Source organism: Thermobacillus composti KWC4 (assembly GCF_000227705.2).
GTDB classification, from domain to species: domain Bacteria; phylum Bacillota; class Bacilli; order Paenibacillales; family Paenibacillaceae; genus Thermobacillus; species Thermobacillus xylanilyticus.
In genome coordinates this window covers 1,012,753-1,030,099 of the sequence record NC_019897.1, presented here as the reverse complement: position 1 = coordinate 1,030,099, position 17,347 = coordinate 1,012,753, and the positions used below count along the sequence as shown (strand labels likewise).

Genomic DNA, 17,347 nt, shown 5'->3' with positions numbered 1-17,347 from the left:
ACCCGTTGCCGTTCTCCTGCTCGGTCCATTGGCTTTAGCCTCATTCACCGCATCAACGACATGGGCCGACTTTGTAACGCGGTATCCGCGTTACAGACGCATCCACCGGACTCGAAACGAAGCTGTAACGCGGTATCCGCGTTACAGCTTCGCGGGCACAAAACAAGGGCTGGCCAAAAGCCGCATTCCGACTCTCGACCAGCCCCGTCCCCGCATTCCCGCTATACCGCTGTCTCTTCTCCGATCGCCCGCGTCGAATCGCGGACGACCAGTTCGGGCGCGTAGGTCACGTCCTCCGCCTCGGCCGAGGGATCGGCCATCAGGCGGAGCAGCATCTCCGCCGCCCGCTCGCCCATCGCCGTCTTCGGATGGGTCAGCGTCGTCAACTTCACTTCGGCCGCCTGGGCCAGCGTCGAATCGTCGAACCCGACGATCGACAAATCGTCCGGCACGGCGAGGCCTGCGCCGCGGACGGCCGGAAGCAGCGCGACGGCCAGCTCGTCGTTGTAACAGACGAATGCCGTCGGCCGGTCTTCCCTCCGCAGCAGTTCCGCCGCTGCTTCGGCCGGACGGGACCATTTGTTCTCCGAGGCGTACGTGACGACGCTGTTCGGCAGAATCGGCACGCCGTAATCTTTCATGGCGCGCAGGAACCCTTTCATCCGGCGTGTGCCCTGCAGGTCGTCCGTTTTGAAAAATCCGGCGATCCGCCGGTGCCCGAGCTTGATCAGATGTTCCGTCGCCGCGAATCCGCCGGCTTCGTCGTCCACGACCAGGCACGGGCAGTCCAGTTCCGGATAGCGGGCGTTGATCATGACGATCGGGATGCCGCGGTACCGGAACGCCAGGAACTGCTCCAGGTTCGGATTGCCCTCCGCGCTCTTCGTCGGCTCGACGATCAGGCCGCCGACCCCCCGGTCCATCATCATCTGGAGACTGCCTTGTTCCCGCTGCTTGTCGTTGTCGGTGCTCGACAGGTACAGCCCCATGCCATGGGCGCGCAGCACCGCTTCCGCTCCCCGCACAATGTGCGGGAAGATGTAGTCCGAGATATACGTCGTCACCATGCCGACGGCGGCCTGGGCCGCCCCGGCCTTGATGAAGTCCGGCGGCGCCACGAACGTTCCCTTGCCGCGCTGGCGATACAGATAGCCTTCCTGCTCCAGTTCGTTCAACGTCTGGCGAACGGTCTGCCGGCTCATGCCGAACCGGGCAGCCAGTTCATTCTCCGACGGCAGCAGCTCGTGCGGCTTCCATTCGCCGCTGTGCAGCCAGGACAGAATCTCCTGTTTCAATTGCAAATATTTCGGCAGATCGCCGCGCGTCATTCCGTTGACACCGCCTTGCCTCCGTTCACGACTTGCGCAGCTTCCACGCCAGATCGGCGAGCACGAGCTCCCGGCGCAGCGCGTCCGGGCGCGTATCCTTGCCGATGATGACCGACTCGATGCCGGCCATTTCGGCGAAATCGGCCATCTGCGCGGCCGTCACATGATAGGAGAAGCCGGTATGGTGCGCGCCGCCGGCGAGAATCCACGACTCGACGCCATCCCTGAGGTTCGGCAGAACACGCCACAACACACGCGCCACCGGCAGCTTCGGCATCGAACGCTCGACCGGCACCGCTTCGACTTCGTTCACGAGCAGGCGGAACCGGCTGCCGAGATCGACGATCGACGCGTTGATCGCCGCGCCCGCCCGGGCGCCAAACACCATCCGGGCCGGCGGCTCCTTGCCGCCGATTCCGAGCGGATGCACTTCGATGCGCGGTTTGTCCGCCGCGATCGTCGGGCACACCTCAAGCATGTGCGCGCCGAGCACCAGCTCGTTGCCCGGTTCGAGATGGTAGGTGTAGTCTTCCATGAACGACGTGCCTTTGCCGCCCGCCATCACTTTCATGAGCCGCACGAGGGCGGCCGTCTTCCAGTCGCCTTCGCCCGCGAAGCCGTACCCGTCTTCCATCAGCCGCTGCACCGCGAGGCCGGGCAGCTGCCGCAGGCCGTGCAAGTCCTCGAACGTCGTCGTGAACGCGGAGAAACCGCCCTCCTCGAGCATCGAGCGCAGGCCGAGCTCTATCCGCGCCTGGTAGGCGATCGCCTCCCGCTTCTCCTCGGTATCCGCGACGATATCATAACGCGATCCGTATTCTTCGAGCAACTGTTTCACATCGGCTTCGCTCACGGCGTTCACCCGTTCGGCGAGATCGCCGACGCCCCAGGTGTTCACCGACCAGCCGAAGACAATCTCGGCTTCGACCTTGTCGCCTTCGGTGACGGCCACCTGCCGCATGTTGTCGCCGATCCGCAGCACTTTGAGCGTCCGGCTTTCGGCCCAGGCAGCGGCCGTCCGCATCCACGCGCCGATCCGCTCCTGCGCCCCGCGGTCTTCCCAGTGTCCGAACACGACGGACCGGCGGACGTCCATCCGCGCGTGGATATGGCCGTGCTCGCGGTCGCCGTGGGCGGCCTGGTTCAGGTTCATGAAATCCATATCGATCGAATCCCACGGGATGTCGCGGTTGTATTGCGTCGCAAAGTGCAGCAGCGGTTTCTTGAGCACCGACAGCCCGCCGATCCACATTTTCGACGGCGAGAACGTGTGCATCCACGTGATGACGCCGGCGCACGCGTCGTCCGCGTTCGCTTCGATCATGAAGCGCCGGATGTCCTCCGGCGTCGTCAGCACCGGCTTCAGCACCAGCTCATAGCCGAGCGCGCCGCTTGCGTTCAGTCCCGCGACGATCGCCCGGGCGTTCTCCGCAACCTGCTCCAGCGTCTCCGGTCCGTACAAATGCTGGCTGCCGACCGCGAACCAGAACCGATATTTTCTCGTCTCAAGCATGACGGGTAACCTCCTCTTTCAATGCTTTCAACCGTTTCATCACATCGTTGCCGCCGCGTCCGAAATAGTCATGCAGCGCCGTGTATTCCTTGTACAGCCGGTCGTAGATCGCCGCGTTTTCCGGAATCGGCTTGAACGATTCCTCCCGCACGCGCGCCATCTTCTTCGCCGCTTCCACGATCGAATCGTAACCGCCCGCCGCCGAACCCGCCGCGACCGCGGCGAACATCGCCGCGCCGACCGCCGGCGTCTGCCGGGACGCCGCCACCTTGATCTCGCGGTTCGTCACGTCGGCGTAGATCTGCATGAGCAGCCGGTTCTTCTGCGGCAGCCCGCCGCAGGCGTACAGCTCCTTCACCTCGACGCCGTTGCTGTCGAACGCTTCGACGATCTTGCGCGTGCCGTATGCTGTCGCTTCGAGCAGCGCCCGGTAGATCTCCTCCGGCTTCGTCAGCAGCGTGCAGCCGACGATGACGCCCGTCAGATCGGCATCGACGAGGACGGACCGGTTGCCGTTCCACCAGTCGAGGGCGACCAGCCCCGACTCGCCCGGTTTGAGCCGCGCCGCCCGCACTTCGAGCCACTCGTGCACGCTGACGCCTTCGCGTTCCGCCGCTTCTTTCACATAGGCCGGAACCGCTTCCTCCACATACCATTCGAAAATGTCCCCGACCGCCGACTGGCCCGCTTCATAGCCGAAATATCCCGGAATGATGCCGTCTTCGACGACGCCGCACATGCCTTCGACTTCGCGCTCTTCGGTGCCGAGCAGCATATGGCAGATCGACGTGCCCATCGCCATGACGAGCTTGCCCGGCTCGGTGACGCCGACGCCCGGCACGGCCGCGTGCGCGTCGACGTTGCCGACGGCGACGGCCGTCCCCTCCTTGAGGCCCGTGATCTTCGCCATTTCCGGCGTCAGCCCGCCGGCGCGCGTGCCGAGCGGCACGATCTTGCCGCGCAGCTTCGTCTCCGTGAGATTCTCCAGGCGCGGGTCGAGCGCCTTGAAGTATTCGCGGCTCGGGTAGCCCTCCTGCTTGTGCCAGATCGCCTTGTAGCCGGCCGTGCAGCTGTTGCGGAGAATGTTGCCGGACAGCTGCGCGATGACCCAGTCCGTCGCTTCGAGGAACTGGTCGGCCGCGTCATAAATCTCCGGCGCTTCGTCCAGAATCTGCCACACCTTGGCAATCATCCATTCGGACGAAATTTTGCCGCCGTACCGCTTGAGCCATTTCTCGCCGCGCGCTTCCGCGATCCGGTTGATCTTGTTCGCCTCGTCCTGCGCCGCGTGGTGCTTCCACAGCTTCACCCAGCTGTGCGGGTTGTCCCTGTACGGAGGCAGCATGCAGAGCGGCGTGCCCTGCGCGTCCACCGGCAGCATCGTGCAGGCCGTGAAATCGATGCCGATGCCGATCACATCGTCCGGATCGACGCCGGACATTTCGAGCACGGCCGGCACCGAACGCCGCAGCACTTCAATGTAATCGTCGGGATGCTGCAGCGCCCAGTCCGGCTCGAGTCTGACGCCCGATCCCGGCAGCTTCTCGTCAATGACGCCGTGGGGATACGGCGTCACGTGGTCCGCAACTTCCGTCCCGTCCGCCAGATCGACGAGTACCGCGCGTCCCGATTGCGTGCCGTAGTCAATGCCGATCGCGTATTTTTTCCCCATGTCCGCTCCTCCCGTTCCTCAGGCTGTCGGCCCGGATTGGCCGTAATAAGCGTTCGCTCCGTGCTTGCGAAGGAAATGCCGGTCGAGCAGCGCCTGATCCATCGGTCCGACCTCGCGCAGCTGCAGCGTCCGGTGGCCGATCTTCGCGACTTCTTCCAGCACGACCGCGTTGTGCACCGCTTCGTGCGCGTCCTTGCCCCACGCGAACGGCGCGTGGCAGTGGACGAGCACGCCCGGCACCATCGCCGGATCGATGCCCCGCGTCCGGAATGTCTCGATGATGACGTTGCCCGTCTCCAGTTCGTAGGCGCCGCGGATTTCCTCCTCCGTCATCGGGCGCGTGCACGGAATTTCGCCGTAGAAATAATCGGCGTGCGTCGTGCCGAGCGCCGGAATGCCCCTTCCGGCCTGCGCCCACGCGGTCGCCCAGGGCGAGTGCGTATGCACGATCCCGCCGATCGACGGGAATGCCCGGTACAGCGCCAGATGCGTCGGCGTGTCGGACGAAGGCTTGAGCGCGCCTTCCACCTTGTTTCCTTCCAGATCGACGACGACAAGATCGTCCGCCTTCAGCTTCTCGTACGGTACGCCGCTCGGCTTGATGACGACCAGCCCGCTCTCCCGGTCAATGCCGCTTACATTGCCCCAAGTGAATGTGACAAGGCCGTACCGCGGCAGATCGAGATTCGCGGCGAGCACCTCTTCTTTCAGCGCTTCCAGCATGCGCGGCTCATCTCCTCCTTCATTGTAAAGGCTTTCTTTTTGCATTGTAGCACTTGTTCGTACAAGTTGGCAATTATAAAGTTGGATTCGACAAAGTTGTACATACAACTACATGCAAAAAAAGCCGCACGGCGGCGGGCCGTACGGCGGAACTTGAGATCGTTCACCGATTTTACAATTTCGGATCCTCGGTATCTTCCCACTTGCGGGAATACGCTTTGTTCGTGACCCAGAACGTCATCCAGGCCAGCAAAATGAGGATGACGATCGACGCCACCCATACGCCTGTCGGCACACCCATTGCTTCACCCTCCTCATCCTCAGTCCACTCTATCCTACCATCCCCGCCCGCCGCTTACAACCTCCAGCCGCGTGTCCAACCTCCCGGCGGTCTGTCTGCATATGATGATCGAAAAACGCAAAGCGGGGAATGCTCATTGAAGAAGAAAATTGTTTTCGTCATACCGTTCAACAACCGGTACTCTTCCGATGCGGCCGGTACCGCCGACTGGATCCGCAGCCGGATCGGCATCTTCATGCGGTACACGCTCCGCAGCCTGCTGAAACAGGATTCGCAGCGGTTTCAGGCGTTCGTGCTCTATCGCCCGCAGTCCGAAGCGCTGATTCAGGCGGCCCTCGCGCAGCATCCTCCGCTCCCCGGTCATGTATCGTTCGTCACGAAACCGGTCTATGAAGCGAAAGTGGCGGAGGCTGTCAAGGAATACGATCTGCTGTACGAAGTGAATCTCGAGAGCGACGACATGTACCATCGATCGTTTGTCAGCCTGCTGGAGCGCCATGTTCCGAAGAAGTCGCCGGTTGTGCTCATTCCGCAGTACGGCTATGCTTACGATTCCGTCCAGAACCGGATGGCCCGGTTTTTCTTCTGGGCGCCGAGCTTCCTGACCACCGTCTATCCGGCGGAAGCCTACAGGGCCGGATTGCGGCTTCAGCTGTCCCAAGGCTATCGCAGCGCGCTGACGCTGCCGCGCGAATTCATCTGCGTCCGTCAGCCGATCTGGATCAACCATGTCCATTCCGACAACACGGGCATTTCGTTCACCAGGATGTCGTACTGGAAGCTGAAGGGATACACGGACGCCTTCAGCGTCCCCCCGTGGAACAACAGCGCGAGAACAGCCGCCCATTTCGGGCCGGAGATTGCGGACAAGAACCAGATCCGGCGCATCCTGAACGATTACTTCTGAGCATGAAAAAAAGAACCCTGTCCGGGTTCTTCTTATTTGCGAATGGTGCGGTAGAGAGGACTCGAACCTCCACGGGCGATGCCCACTACCCCCTCAAGATAGCGTGTCTGCCAATTCCACCACTACCGCATATTCGATTCGGCTCGATGCCGCGTCCGCCGATCCGGCGGAAGAAAAAAACTGGTGAGCCATGTAGGACTCGAACCTACGACACCCTGATTAAAAGTCAGGTGCTCTACCAACTGAGCTAATGGCTCATGGTGACCCGTAGGGGATTCGAACCCCTGTTACCTCCGTGAAAGGGAGGTGTCTTAACCCCTTGACCAACGGGCCGAACATGTGAGCGGCAGCCAAAGCCGCTGTCATCAAAAAAGACCGTCGGACGGTCTTCCGTCAGGCTGCCGCCGAATCAACCAAAGAATGGCGGAGAAGGAGGGATTCGAACCCTCGCACCGCTTGCGCAGTCTAACCCCTTAGCAGAGGGTCCCCTTGAGCCACTTGGGTACTTCTCCATGATGATGGCTCCCCGAACAGGACTCGAACCTGTGACAACCCGGTTAACAGCCGAGTGCTCTACCAACTGAGCTATCAGGGAACGTTTCGCGGCGACAAGTTATAATTTATCACGATTCGATTTTCGAGTCAAGCATGAACAAACGCAATTTTCCTCCGCATTTTCCACATGCGTAACGGCGCGGATCCATCCGGCGTTTCCGCAAATATTCGGTCCCGCAGGAGACGCATTTCAGCATATAGCGCGGCGGCTTCGTCACGCGCGGCCTGCTGCCCGGCAGATGGCGGCAATACCGGCTGCCGCCGACCTTGGCGAGCAGCTCCATGAAATCCCGGTCACGATGGCGGTATCCGCGGTTCATCAAATGCAGATGATAGTGGCACAGCTCGTGCTTGATGATTTTGGCCGTCTCTTCGGGGCCGAACTGTTCCAGCTGCTTCGGGTTGATCTCGATGTTGTGCGTCTTCAGAAAATAGCGTCCGCCCGTCGAGCGCAGTCTGCGGTTGAACGTCGCCCGGTGGCGGAACGGCAAGCCGAAGCTTTCCAGCGATATCCGCTCGACCCATGCCTGCAGCGCATCGTCGTCCACACCGGTTCATTCCTTTCCCGCAGGCGCTTTCGTGCGGCGCCGTCCGTCATGAATATACTTGAATTTATAAGATGCCGTGCGTTACACTGTCAAGTAGTTTTGCCATGCTGTTAAGGACCGGGCGGCGGGGCTCGACGGCCTTGCGGCTGCCTGCAACGGCAATTTGGCCGCGGGTTTATCTTTAACGAAACGGACAGCACTTATTTAACCGAATCGATGGCATATCGAATTCACAACGCAACTTAGACACGTTATTCATCCTTTCGTTGCGAGCTCAAAAATGCCTGAAAGGCGAAAATTGCGTTGCCACGTTTCGTCAAACCGCCGACCGCCTGCCACCGGCCCCGTCCCCGACGGCAGCATGGAACGAACGACCGTGAAGAAGAAAGGAAACGATCGAATGCCGACGATGCGCTATGTTATTCTGCACGGACCGGACGGCCTGCAATACGTCGAAATGCCGGCGAGCCACGCCTATCAACTGAGCGCGCTCCTGCTGCGGCTGCACAAGGAGATCGGCAAGCTGACCGCCGACAACGTGCCGCAGCTTCCGCATGTCTCCGCCGAATGCTCCGATCTGGAACTGCACGATCCTTCGGCCTCCGTCATCAGCGGACTCGATTTCATGAACCGGCTGGAACAGCGCTTCGCCGAGATCCGCGAGCAGTCCTATCCGCTCATCTCGCTGCTGACGGAGATCCGGGCGCTCCTGGCCCAGCTCGAGCAATGGTACGAGGAAGAATACGGCGCGTGATCAAAGCCGCATCAGCCCGGCCGGCATGATGCCCGGTTGCAAATGGGACCTGCACGGACATCCGCCCAACTCCATATGTTATACGAGACATGGCATATCCGGAGGAGGACGATCGTCATGCCGCAATGGCTGTGCAATCAACTGATGCGGGCTTTCCAGAAGAAAGACAGCCGGCAGATCCGGCTGCTGAACGATTGCTGGTTCTTCTATCGTTCCAAACCCCTGAAGGACGACGGTGACCGGCAGACGGGCCTGCTTCCGTGACAGACCCGCTGCCGCGCACAAGGCCGGCCGGCATCACAGGGATGCCGGCCGGCCTTGTCGTTTATCGCACTATCAGAAACTGCCCCAGGCCGTCACATCGTCGACCGCGAGCCGCGCCGTCGGGCGCCCTTCGGCTGCCGCCTTGCCCACGGCGATGAGCATGACCGGCACATACGTGTCCGGCACATTGAACGCCTCGATGAACTGCTCATGATCGAATCCGCCCATCGGCACCGTATCGAGGCCGCGTGCCCGCGCCGCCAGCATGAGCTGCATGGACGCCAGGCTGCCGTCGATCAGGGCGATCCGCTTGAGCGAATCCGTGCTCATCGAGCCGTAGGACGAGACGAGCCGCTCCCGCTGCTGCGCGGCGAATTCCTCGGTCATATAGCCGCGCTCGACCGCAATCCGGGTGATCTCTCCCGCCCGCTTGTAGCCTTCGATATCGCCCAGCACGGCGATCGTGGCCGAAGCTTCGAGCACCTGCCGCTGGTTGTACGCGATCGGATACAGCTTCTCTTTGTCTTCCGGCTGATCGATCACGAGGAAGCGCCACGGCTGCAGATTGTTTGACGACGGCGCCAGCACAGCGTCGGCCAGGAGCGACTTGATTTCTTCCCGGCTCAGCACGAAATTCGGATCGTAGTGCCGGACGGACCGGCGCGTGCGGATCACTTCGCCGAAGTCGGCCGGAATCCGCTCAGCCAGACGAAAAGCTTGATCAGTACGCATCTCTCTCACTCCTTGTATTCCGATGGTTTCGCTCTCCAATTTCTATTCTATCACAAATCGCTTCCGGCACGAAAGAATCGTCATTCGCCCGAGCGCATCGTCAGGCTGACGCGCCCGCGCTTCACGTCCACCGACAGCACGCGGACCGTCACCGTATCGCCGACGGATACGACATCCAGCGGATGCTTCACATAGCGGTCGCTCATCTGTGAAATATGGACAAGCCCGTCGTTCTTGACGCCGATGTCGACGAAGGCGCCGAAGTCGATCACGTTGCGAACCGTGCCCTTCAGTTCCATGCCGGGCGCGAGATCCTCGATGCGGAGCACGTCCGTCCGGAAGACGGGCGGCGGCAGCTCCTCGCGCGGGTCGCGTCCCGGGCGCAGCAGGCTGTCAATGATGTCGCGCAGCGTCGGGACGCCGACGTCGAGCCGTTCGGCGGCTTCGGCAGGATCGAGTTCCCGCAGTTTCGCGTTCAGCGCTTCCGTCCCCAGGTCGTGCACGGTATGCCCCAGCATCGCGAACAGCCGGTCGACGACGCCGTAGGATTCCGGGTGGATCGGCGTCCGGTCGAGCGGCTGCGCGCCGTCCGGCACGCGGAGGAACCCGATGCATTGCTCGTAGGTCTTCGCGCCGAGCCGCGGCACCGACCTCAACTGGCTGCGGTCCGTGAACTTGCCGTTCGCTTCGCGGTACGCGACGATGTTACGGGCGAGCGCCGCGTTGATGCCGGCGACATACGACAACAATTGAGGCGACGCGGTGTTGACGTCGACGCCGACATGGTTGACCGCCGATTCGACGACGGCGCCCAGGCTCTCGTCCAGCCGCTTCGGATTGACGTCGTGCTGGTACTGCCCGACGCCGATCGCCTTCGGCTCGATCTTGACAAGCTCGGCAAGCGGGTCCTGCAGCCGCCGGGCGATCGACACGGCGCTGCGCTCCGCGACGTCGAGGTCCGGGAATTCTTCGGCCGCCAGCTTCGAAGCCGAATAGACGCTGGCGCCCGCCTCGCTCACAATGACGTATTGCAGTCCGCCGGCGTCCAGCCCCGCATCGCGCCGCTTGCGGATCAGATCGGCGGCGAACTGCTCCGTCTCCCGCGAGGCGGTGCCGTTGCCGATCGCGATCAGCGTGACGCCGTACCGGTCGATCAGCGCGCTCACGAGCTTCTCCGCCTCGGCCGTCTTGTTGTGCGGCGGCGTCGGGTAGCAGACGTCCGTCGCCAGCAGCTTGCCGGTCTCGTCGACGACGGCCAGCTTGCAGCCGGTGCGGTAGGCCGGGTCGATGCCGAGCACAACCCGCCCCTTCACCGGCGGCTGCAGCAGCAGGCTGCGCAGGTTCGCGGCGAATATGCCGATCGCGTGCTCCTCCGCCTGCGCCGTCATTTCGGCGCGCACCTCGCGTTCAATGGACGGCGCGATGAGCCGCTTGTAGGCGTCTTCGACCACAGCGCGCAGCACATCGCGCACGGCTTCCGGCTGCCGGTCGAGCGCGATCCGGCGTCCGATATCGTCCAGGATGCGTGCCGGGTCGAGCTCCAGCGACACCTTCAGCACCTCTTCCCGCTCGCCCCGGTTGACGGCGAGCACGCGGTGCGGCGGCATCCGGCGAACCGGCTCGCGGTAGTCGTAGTACATCTCGTAGACCGACTCCGCTTCCGGGTCCTTCGCCGCGGACACCAGCACCGCGTGGGTCTGCGTGTGGCTCCGCACCCAGGCGCGGATCTGCGCGTCATCCGCGAGCTGTTCCGCGATGATGTCCATCGCGCCCTGCAGCGCTTCCTCGGCTGTCGGAACGCCCTTCTCCTCATGGATGTACTTTGCCGCCTCTTCAAGCGGCGTTCCGTGCCGCGGCCGGCTGAGCAGCCATTCCGCGAGCGGCTCCAGCCCCCGCTCCTTCGCGACGCTTGCCCGCGTCTTGCGCTTCTGGCGATAGGGACGGTACAGGTCCTCGACCTCCTGCAGCTTCACCGCCCGTGCGATGGCTTCCCGCAGCTCGTCCGTCAGTTTCCCCTGCTCGTCGATGAGCCGGATCACTTCGCGCTTGCGCGCCTCCAGATTGCGGAGATAGTTCAGCTTCTCCGCAATGTCCCGCAGCTGCTGCTCGTCCAGCTCGCCCGTCATTTCCTTGCGGTAGCGGGCGATGAACGGGATCGTGTTCCCTTCGTCCAGCAACCGGACCGCCGCGCCCACTTTCCCGGCCGGCAATCCGAGGTCGGCGCCGATCAGCTTCACGATCCGTTTGCGTTCGGCCGCCTCCTGCTCCGGCGTCAGCGCCTCGGCGGAAGCCGCCTCACGCGCCGTGACCGCTTCGGCAAGTTCCGCCCCCTTTTCCTTCTCCGTATCCCATGCGTTGTCCGATCTGCTCATGCACACCATCCTTGTCAGCCGACAGTTTCCTTCCCATTTTCGCAGATCGGTCCAAGTGTTGCAATTTTCAGCGCAGCCACCTCAATTCGGCTTCATGGCCGAGCGACCGGATAAGGCGGAGCTGAAGATACAACCGGTCGTTCAGCGATATGCTGTTCGCGCGGTTCAGCCGCAGTTCGCCCCGGCCCGTATCGACGACATATTCATGGCCGCCATCCGACGATTCCTGCCGCATCGTCCATCCCCGTGCAACGAACGGTTTGAGCGGCACATACGTCTCTCCGTCCAGTCCGACGTACGCGAAGGGCAACTGCACATCCGCACCGTCCAGCGTCAGCACCGCGGCATAGTCATGCCGAATCCCCGTGCCGGCCACCGGCAGCGCGTCAAGATCGAGATCCTCCGGCAAGGAAGGAGGCTCCGGACGCTCTTCCCGCGACACTTCGGTCTCGGGATAGAACAGCTCGGTTTCGCCTTCCTTCGCCAGGCGGGACTTCCCGGTCCGGAAATCGTAAATCCGCAGCTTCCGCGATGGCTCATTCATCACATAGAGCAGCAAATTGTGCTCCGCGTTGTACCCCCGCAGGGAAGCGAGCATGAACCGCTTCGCCTCCCCGGTCGCCGGGTTGATGCGCACCAGCTCGTTCTGCCGTGCCGTCTCGCTGAACCGCTCCAGCAGCAGGGTGCCGTCCGCCAGCCAACGATAGTCCGGATACCTGTCGCTTATGGCAAGCTGCCGGATCTCGCCGGTCGCGTTGTTTTTCAACAAGAGGAGATGCTGTTTCTGCGAGGTGTGGGAACCGTAATGGATGCTCGGCTGCGGCGTTGAGGTATGCACATTCGTCGGTACGTAAGATTCGTAGAACGAGACGATTTTCAGTCCCCATTTGCCGCTCGGGGAAGGCTCGAACGCCGTGGTGTAGACCAACGCGTCCGCCGCGGCGTCATAGCAGACGTCATGGAACGGAGCCGAATAGGTGGATACGCGGACGCAGCCCGTGCGGTCGTCAAGCCCGATGCCGCGCACACCGTCCGGCAGACGCATCCATTCGCCGTCCGCCGTGCGGAACACGACGAGCTGGTACGGTTCGGAATTGCGGATCACATCGAAGAACACCTCGCCGGTCGAAGGGTCCGTATAGGCGTGACGGGCAAAAAATTTTTCCGCCGCGGCCGCATCCCTGAGCGGGTAACCCGCGGTTGCAACAGACAGCGCCAACAAGGCGGACAACAATCGAACGAAACTTTTCGATCGCATGCCTGGACCTCCATTACGAGAACGAATGATTTTGCAAAGTTAGACGAGCGCGGAATGGAAAAGTTTCACAGACAGCCCGCTGAAACGTTTCTCTCCATTCGGCGTATATAAATAACAGCACCGGAAACAGGAGGAAGTCCATGCACGATCCGTTCTCTCCGGGACCGTTCGGCGGTTTCGATTTCATGTTCACCTTGATGCCGATCATCATCCTGATCGGGTTCGCCGCCTTCTTCGCCATAGTCGTCGTCGGAATTGCCCGCCACATTCGCAACACCCGCGCGCCCCGTCGGACCATCTACGCCCGCGTCGCGGCGAAACGGATGGAGGTGACGGGAAGCTCGAACATGCATCATCATGCGGACGGCGCCGTCCATCACGGCTTCGGCTCACGCACGGACTATTACATCACGCTGGAATTCGAGAACGGCGAACGGCGGGAATTTCTCGATGTGAAAAATCTGTACGGCCTCGTGGTCGAGGGGGATGTCGGCTATGCGGCCATTCAGGGAGACTGGATCGTCGCGTTCGAGCGCCAGCCGATGACGCATATGGGGCACAATCCCGGCATGTAAGGCGAAGGATCGTTACCTTTCAACGAGGAGGCAGACAGGGTCATGCGCATTGGCGTCTGGGTCATGATCATGGTCGGCGTGCTGCTCCTGGCCGTCTCCGCGCCGATGCTCTACGCCCACTATCGGGAATACGCGCTTGCCGAGAAAGCAAGGAACCAGTATGCGATACAGCGGATTCCGATCGAGCCCGACGGATTCACGGGGGAAGCTTACGTGTTCGATTTCCGCGGCAACCGGATCGAACTGCGGGATGAATTCACGAAACCGACGGAGGAGCGGCGGCATGGCCCGATCCGCATCACAGTGAACGGGCGCGACCATTCCATTGCCGCGGATGCGGTCATCCGCCCCGCTTACCGCGATTCGAACCGTTACCACGGCTATCTCGCGCTGGCCGAGCTGACCGACCGCAAGACGGGAACGGTCCGGCTGGCCATTGTGCAGCGGATCGACGGGCATACCGACAACGCGCCTTCCCCGATGGAAGAACTGCGCTGGCGGGTCCTTCTGGTGTCGGAAGACGGCACCGTCGAGGAAGAAACGTTCGCATACGGCGAGCACACGCACCCGCTCTACCGGACGCGGCTCGCCAACTTCGCGACGCCGATGTCCTTCGGATATGAATCAAATGTGCTGAATGTCTGGCCGTCGCTGTTCTACCCGATCCTGTACCCATATGTTACGGCGCTGGCGGGGATGACCCTTCTCCTCTCCGGCGCGGTCGGACTGTTCATGCTGCGGCGGGTGAACGGGAAGCCCGCAATTATAGCAGAACCTCGCCGGCCCGACGGGCGGCGAGGTTCCTGTTCCTGATCAACTTTGCGGCAGCGCCGGAACGTAAGGGTTGTGCGTCATCTCGAATCCGATCGTCGTCTGCGGGCCGTGTCCCGGGTAGACGCGCGTTTCGGGCGGCAGCTTGTAGAGCTTGTTCCGGATCGAGTGCTCGAGGTCTTCCGTCCGCCCGCCGGGCAGGTCCGTCCGGCCGACCGACATCCGGAACAGCACGTCGCCGCCGAACAGATGGCTGCCGTGCAGCAGGCTGACGCTGCCCGGAGAGTGGCCCGGCGTATGGATGACCCGGAATTCGCGGCCGATAAGCTTGAGGCTCATGCCGTCCTCAAGCGCGTGTTCGGCCGGCTCGGCCGCGACGGGCGGCGTCACGTCGGGCCACCGTGCGGAGCCGTTCTTGCGCGGATCGGTCAGCCAGTCCGCCTCCAGGTCGTGCACATAGACCGGGCAATGGCAAGCCCGGCGCACCTCCTCGACCCCCGCGATGTGATCGAAATGCGCATGGGTCAGCACGATCGCCTCGACTTTGACGCCGAGCGCTTCGATGCGCTCCAGCAGCCGCTTCGGACCGGCGCCGGGATCGATCACGAAAGCTTTGGCGCCTTCCGCATCCATTACCAGATAGGCGTTCGTCTCAAGCGGACCGAGCGTGAACGTCTCAATGCGAATGTCTTCCATCGTCAGAAACCGGAGATGAGCTCGCGGATTTCCCTCAGGACGTGCGCCTGGTAACCCGTGCCCTCTCCGTACCTCCTCTTGATCTCTTCACGCACCGCGGCCAGTTTCTCCTGATAGCCGGGCGCGTTCCGGTCGGGATTTTCCTGCTTGAAGCGGACCATCACTTCCTGCACGTGCCCGGGGCGCGGCCCCCAGGTGCCGAGCACCGCGCCGCCCGTATCGGCGAAAATGACGACCGGCACCGACTCGCCGCCGAGCGTCAGGAACTGCTGCATCGTATCCGGATGCTCTTCCTTGATCAGCACGTCGATCGGCACCTCGCCCGCTTCCAGCGCCCGGAACACCGGCGGGATGTTTTTGACGCAATCGCCGCACCAGTCCGCCATCAGAATCAGGCAGCGCAGATCGTCCCGAAACCGGAGCGATTCGAAGAACTCCCGGTCTTCCTCGCTCGGCCATGCGAAATGCTCATAGAGCGAGACGAACGTCTCCTTGTTTTGCGTCATGCCGTCCATGAACGCGCGCGGCGAGATGCCGCGTCCCAGCTTGTCCGCCACCGATTTTGCCATTGTGGATCGCCATCCTTCCCTCAATCTTCCATCCATGTTACCAGAGCCGCCCGCCCGTCTCAACCGCCCGCCCGGCCCGGTCCGAAAGGCTACTTGCGCTCTTTCAGCACGCGGTTGCGCACGAACCAGACGATGAAGGCAATACCGCCCAAAGCAATCAGCGCGTAGACGATATACGAGTAGACATCCATATAGTGCACGATCGATTCCCACGATGCGCCGACGGCGGCGCCGATGCTGACGAGCGCCGTATTCCAGATGAGCGAGCCGGCCGTCGTAAGCACGAGAAAAGTCGTGAAGTTCATGCCGGAACTGCCGGCCGGAATCGAGATCAGGCTGCGGACAAGCGGCACAAGCCGTCCGAAGAAAACCGCCCACGAGCCGTACCGGTCGAACCAGGCGTCCGCCTTCCGGATATCCTCGGGTTTCAGCCGGAGAATCTTGCCGTAGCGGACGACGATCGCCTCCAGCCGCTCCGCGGACAGCACCCGCCCGACGCCGTACAGCAGGATGGCGCCCGCCATCGAGCCGAGGGTCGCAGCCAGCACGACGCCGAAGATCGTCATGCTTGACGTCGTCGTCATGAAACCTCCGAAGGTCAGAATGATTTCCGAAGGGATGGGCGGAAAGAGATTCTCAATCGCGATAAGCAGCAGAATGCCAAAGTATCCGTATGATTCCATGAATTCGGTAATCCAGTGTTCCATCCGCCAGCACCTCCGAAAATCGCAATCTGTTCCGTATTCTATCACACCCGCACACCAGACTTCCAGAACGATGGGGTTGCGCGGGGCCCGGGCATTTTCCGCAGCTCAGGCATGCGCGGACAAGACCGCGCATAGATTGTCCATGAACATTCTATGCGAGAGGTGGCGGGCCATGTCCAAAGTCTATTTCATTCATAAACGGAAGTTCTATCTGGCGCTCGCGCTGACGGCGGCGGTCATCCTGGCATTGGCTTACCTGCGATGGGAACAGGCGATTCTGGCGAGCGGCAAGCCCGAAGAGGTCAGCGTCTACCATCTGGTGACGGGCGAGTTCAGCAGCACCGGGCCGAACGGGCAGAAAATCGAAGTTTACCGCTGGGACCCCGGCCATATTGTCGTGAGCCGCGGGCAACCGGTCGAGCTGCAGATCACCGGCGTCAACGGCGGGAGCCATCCGTTCGTCATCGAAGGGCTGGGCGTCCGCGGCATCGTCCGCAAGGGAGAAACGACGGTCGTCCGCTTCACTCCCGAACACGCGGGCACTTACCCGATCGTTTGCCTGACGCACCGGGATCTCGAACAGAACGGCCCGATGGTCGGCTACATTCGCGTGCAATGATGTTGCGTCCCGGCGGCGCGGCCATGTGCCCGCCGCCTTTCGCCATGCATACAATGCTTCAGGCTGAACCAGCGGCGCAAGCCGCAGCATGGCGAGGTGATCGGACTGATGAGACTGCAGCAGCCGGGAGGCAAGCACGAAGCCGCCTATCCTTCCGCACGCAAAATCCGACGCGCCTGCAGCGTTGAACTGTACCGCACCATCAAACGGCTGAACCGGTACATTCCGGCGGAGAAAGTCGAGGAAGCGGAGAAGCTCTATTTTCGCAAGGTGGCGGAAAATCTGCTCTGGATTCACGAGCATCGGGACAACCGGAAGAAGCTGGCCGATTGGTGGGAAGCGAACGTCTGCCCGGACATTGCGGCGCTTTGGGACGTGGAACCGAAGCGGCTCAGCGCGGCGTTCCGCTCGGCATTCGGCGGTTGAGGCAGTTAAGGCGGGAAAGCCGCGCCGGTCCGGGCCGGCACGGCTGCATGCGGGGGC

General features: G+C 62.3%; 19 protein-coding genes and 5 tRNA genes. 7 read left to right on the top strand and 17 right to left on the bottom strand.

Annotation, left to right across the window (positions count from 1 at the left end; translation table 11 throughout):
* Positions 1-221: 221 nt before the first annotated feature.
* From THECO_RS04790 to THECO_RS22475, 5 genes are all read right to left on the bottom strand, one after another.
* Positions 222-1,328: a GntR family transcriptional regulator gene (locus tag THECO_RS04790; protein WP_015253930.1), complete on the bottom strand. Its 1,107-nt coding sequence runs from the start codon at positions 1,326-1,328 to the stop codon at positions 222-224.
* A 25-nt stretch (positions 1,329-1,353) separates the two neighbouring features.
* Positions 1,354-2,841, bottom strand: a complete 1,488-nt coding sequence (araA, locus tag THECO_RS04785) for an L-arabinose isomerase (RefSeq protein WP_015253929.1) — start codon at positions 2,839-2,841, stop codon at positions 1,354-1,356.
* Positions 2,834-4,513, bottom strand: coding sequence for a ribulokinase (locus THECO_RS04780; protein WP_015253928.1), 1,680 nt, complete (start codon positions 4,511-4,513; stop codon positions 2,834-2,836). Before THECO_RS04780 ends, araA begins: the two co-directional genes overlap by 8 nt.
* Before the next feature lie 18 nt (positions 4,514-4,531).
* The gene (gene araD, locus THECO_RS04775) at positions 4,532-5,236 is read right to left on the bottom strand and encodes an L-ribulose-5-phosphate 4-epimerase (protein ID WP_015253927.1); all 705 of its coding nucleotides are present in this window, start codon (positions 5,234-5,236) and stop codon (positions 4,532-4,534) included.
* 172 nt (positions 5,237-5,408) lie between these two features.
* Positions 5,409-5,537, bottom strand: a complete 129-nt coding sequence (locus tag THECO_RS22475) for a hypothetical protein (protein WP_015253926.1) — start codon at positions 5,535-5,537, stop codon at positions 5,409-5,411.
* 136 nt (positions 5,538-5,673) lie between these two features.
* On the opposite strand from THECO_RS22475, the gene THECO_RS04770 reads away from it, so the two are divergent.
* Entirely contained in the window at positions 5,674-6,444 is a 771-nt protein-coding gene (locus THECO_RS04770; RefSeq protein ID WP_015253925.1) for a hypothetical protein, read from the top strand.
* A 43-nt stretch (positions 6,445-6,487) separates the two neighbouring features.
* On the opposite strand, the gene THECO_RS04765 is transcribed toward THECO_RS04770, so the two are convergent.
* From THECO_RS04765 to THECO_RS04740, 6 genes are all read right to left on the bottom strand, one after another.
* Positions 6,488-6,573 (bottom strand) — tRNA-Leu (locus tag THECO_RS04765).
* Positions 6,574-6,625: 52 nt separating this feature from the next.
* Positions 6,626-6,701: transfer RNA gene (locus tag THECO_RS04760), tRNA-Lys, on the bottom strand.
* A gap of 1 nt (position 6,702) precedes the next feature.
* Positions 6,703-6,777, bottom strand: a tRNA-Glu gene (locus THECO_RS04755).
* An 88-nt stretch (positions 6,778-6,865) separates the two neighbouring features.
* Positions 6,866-6,956, bottom strand: a tRNA-Ser gene (locus THECO_RS04750).
* A gap of 7 nt (positions 6,957-6,963) precedes the next feature.
* Positions 6,964-7,039, bottom strand: a tRNA-Asn gene (locus tag THECO_RS04745).
* A gap of 28 nt (positions 7,040-7,067) precedes the next feature.
* On the bottom strand, positions 7,068-7,547 hold the full coding sequence (locus THECO_RS04740) for a SprT family protein (protein WP_015253924.1): 480 nt from the start codon (positions 7,545-7,547) through the stop codon (positions 7,068-7,070).
* A 400-nt stretch (positions 7,548-7,947) separates the two neighbouring features.
* Here THECO_RS04740 and THECO_RS04735 point away from each other — a divergent pair, with 400 nt between their 5' ends.
* Both THECO_RS04735 and cmpA read left to right on the top strand, forming a co-directional pair.
* Entirely contained in the window at positions 7,948-8,301 is a 354-nt protein-coding gene (locus THECO_RS04735; RefSeq protein WP_015253923.1) for a hypothetical protein, read from the top strand.
* A gap of 117 nt (positions 8,302-8,418) precedes the next feature.
* On the top strand, positions 8,419-8,565 hold the full coding sequence (gene cmpA, locus THECO_RS21015; protein ID WP_015253922.1) for a cortex morphogenetic protein CmpA: 147 nt from the start codon (positions 8,419-8,421) through the stop codon (positions 8,563-8,565).
* Positions 8,566-8,637: 72 nt separating this feature from the next.
* Here the strand turns inward: cmpA and THECO_RS04730 are convergent, their stop codons facing one another.
* The 3 genes from THECO_RS04730 to THECO_RS04720 all read right to left on the bottom strand — a co-directional run bounded on the left by THECO_RS04730 (position 8,638) and on the right by THECO_RS04720 (position 12,927).
* Complete coding sequence (locus THECO_RS04730) at positions 8,638-9,297, bottom strand: nitroreductase family protein (protein ID WP_015253921.1); 660 nt, start codon at positions 9,295-9,297, stop codon at positions 8,638-8,640.
* 80 nt (positions 9,298-9,377) lie between these two features.
* Positions 9,378-11,669, bottom strand: coding sequence for a Tex family protein (locus THECO_RS04725; protein ID WP_015253920.1), 2,292 nt, complete (start codon positions 11,667-11,669; stop codon positions 9,378-9,380).
* Between the two features lie 67 nt (positions 11,670-11,736).
* Positions 11,737-12,927 carry a hypothetical protein gene (locus THECO_RS04720; RefSeq protein WP_015253919.1) on the bottom strand — a complete coding sequence of 397 codons (1,191 nt, stop codon included), beginning with the start codon at positions 12,925-12,927 and terminating at the stop codon, positions 11,737-11,739.
* A gap of 140 nt (positions 12,928-13,067) precedes the next feature.
* On the opposite strand from THECO_RS04720, the gene THECO_RS04715 reads away from it, so the two are divergent.
* A complete protein-coding gene (locus THECO_RS04715) occupies positions 13,068-13,502 on the top strand; it encodes a DUF2500 domain-containing protein (protein WP_015253918.1) in 435 nt (144 codons plus the stop codon).
* A gap of 42 nt (positions 13,503-13,544) precedes the next feature.
* Positions 13,545-14,315, top strand: coding sequence for a hypothetical protein (locus THECO_RS04710; RefSeq protein WP_015253917.1), 771 nt, complete (start codon positions 13,545-13,547; stop codon positions 14,313-14,315).
* Here the strand turns inward: THECO_RS04710 and THECO_RS04705 are convergent, their stop codons facing one another.
* The 3 genes from THECO_RS04705 to THECO_RS04695 all read right to left on the bottom strand — a co-directional run bounded on the left by THECO_RS04705 (position 14,316) and on the right by THECO_RS04695 (position 16,245).
* Entirely contained in the window at positions 14,316-14,969 is a 654-nt protein-coding gene (locus THECO_RS04705) for an MBL fold metallo-hydrolase (RefSeq protein WP_015253916.1), read from the bottom strand. It abuts the gene before it with no gap.
* A gap of 2 nt (positions 14,970-14,971) precedes the next feature.
* Positions 14,972-15,538, bottom strand: coding sequence for a thioredoxin family protein (locus THECO_RS04700; RefSeq protein ID WP_015253915.1), 567 nt, complete (start codon positions 15,536-15,538; stop codon positions 14,972-14,974).
* A gap of 89 nt (positions 15,539-15,627) precedes the next feature.
* Positions 15,628-16,245, bottom strand: a complete 618-nt coding sequence (locus THECO_RS04695; protein WP_015253914.1) for a DedA family protein — start codon at positions 16,243-16,245, stop codon at positions 15,628-15,630.
* A 172-nt stretch (positions 16,246-16,417) separates the two neighbouring features.
* On the opposite strand from THECO_RS04695, the gene THECO_RS04690 reads away from it, so the two are divergent.
* A complete protein-coding gene (locus tag THECO_RS04690; RefSeq protein WP_015253913.1) occupies positions 16,418-16,864 on the top strand; it encodes a cupredoxin domain-containing protein in 447 nt (148 codons plus the stop codon).
* Positions 16,865-16,972: 108 nt separating this feature from the next.
* The gene (locus THECO_RS04685) at positions 16,973-17,290 is read left to right on the top strand and encodes a hypothetical protein (RefSeq protein WP_015253912.1); all 318 of its coding nucleotides are present in this window, start codon (positions 16,973-16,975) and stop codon (positions 17,288-17,290) included.
* Positions 17,291-17,347 lie beyond the last annotated feature (57 nt).

Bases quoted from the DNA above. Each gene is read 5' to 3' on its own strand.
- THECO_RS04705 (WP_015253916.1), bottom strand. From the start codon at position 14,969: ATGGAAGACATTCGCATTGAGACGTTCACGCTCGGTCCGCTTGAGACG.
- THECO_RS04720 (WP_015253919.1), bottom strand. From the start codon at position 12,927: ATGCGATCGAAAAGTTTCGTTCGATTGTTGTCCGCCTTGTTGGCGCTG.
- THECO_RS22475 (WP_015253926.1), bottom strand. From the start codon at position 5,537: ATGGGTGTGCCGACAGGCGTATGGGTGGCGTCGATCGTCATCCTCATT.
- THECO_RS04725 (WP_015253920.1), bottom strand. From the start codon at position 11,669: ATGAGCAGATCGGACAACGCATGGGATACGGAGAAGGAAAAGGGGGCG.
- araD (WP_015253927.1), bottom strand. From the start codon at position 5,236: ATGCTGGAAGCGCTGAAAGAAGAGGTGCTCGCCGCGAATCTCGATCTG.
- THECO_RS04730 (WP_015253921.1), bottom strand. From the start codon at position 9,297: ATGCGTACTGATCAAGCTTTTCGTCTGGCTGAGCGGATTCCGGCCGAC.
- araA (WP_015253929.1), bottom strand. From the start codon at position 2,841: ATGCTTGAGACGAGAAAATATCGGTTCTGGTTCGCGGTCGGCAGCCAG.
- THECO_RS04715 (WP_015253918.1), top strand. From the start codon at position 13,068: ATGCACGATCCGTTCTCTCCGGGACCGTTCGGCGGTTTCGATTTCATG.
- THECO_RS04710 (WP_015253917.1), top strand. From the start codon at position 13,545: ATGCGCATTGGCGTCTGGGTCATGATCATGGTCGGCGTGCTGCTCCTG.
- THECO_RS04690 (WP_015253913.1), top strand. From the start codon at position 16,418: ATGTCCAAAGTCTATTTCATTCATAAACGGAAGTTCTATCTGGCGCTC.
- THECO_RS04685 (WP_015253912.1), top strand. From the start codon at position 16,973: ATGAGACTGCAGCAGCCGGGAGGCAAGCACGAAGCCGCCTATCCTTCC.
- THECO_RS04735 (WP_015253923.1), top strand. From the start codon at position 7,948: ATGCCGACGATGCGCTATGTTATTCTGCACGGACCGGACGGCCTGCAA.
- THECO_RS04700 (WP_015253915.1), bottom strand. From the start codon at position 15,538: ATGGCAAAATCGGTGGCGGACAAGCTGGGACGCGGCATCTCGCCGCGC.
- cmpA (WP_015253922.1), top strand. From the start codon at position 8,419: ATGCCGCAATGGCTGTGCAATCAACTGATGCGGGCTTTCCAGAAGAAA.
- THECO_RS04695 (WP_015253914.1), bottom strand. From the start codon at position 16,245: ATGGAACACTGGATTACCGAATTCATGGAATCATACGGATACTTTGGC.
- THECO_RS04790 (WP_015253930.1), bottom strand. From the start codon at position 1,328: ATGACGCGCGGCGATCTGCCGAAATATTTGCAATTGAAACAGGAGATT.
- THECO_RS04780 (WP_015253928.1), bottom strand. From the start codon at position 4,513: ATGGGGAAAAAATACGCGATCGGCATTGACTACGGCACGCAATCGGGA.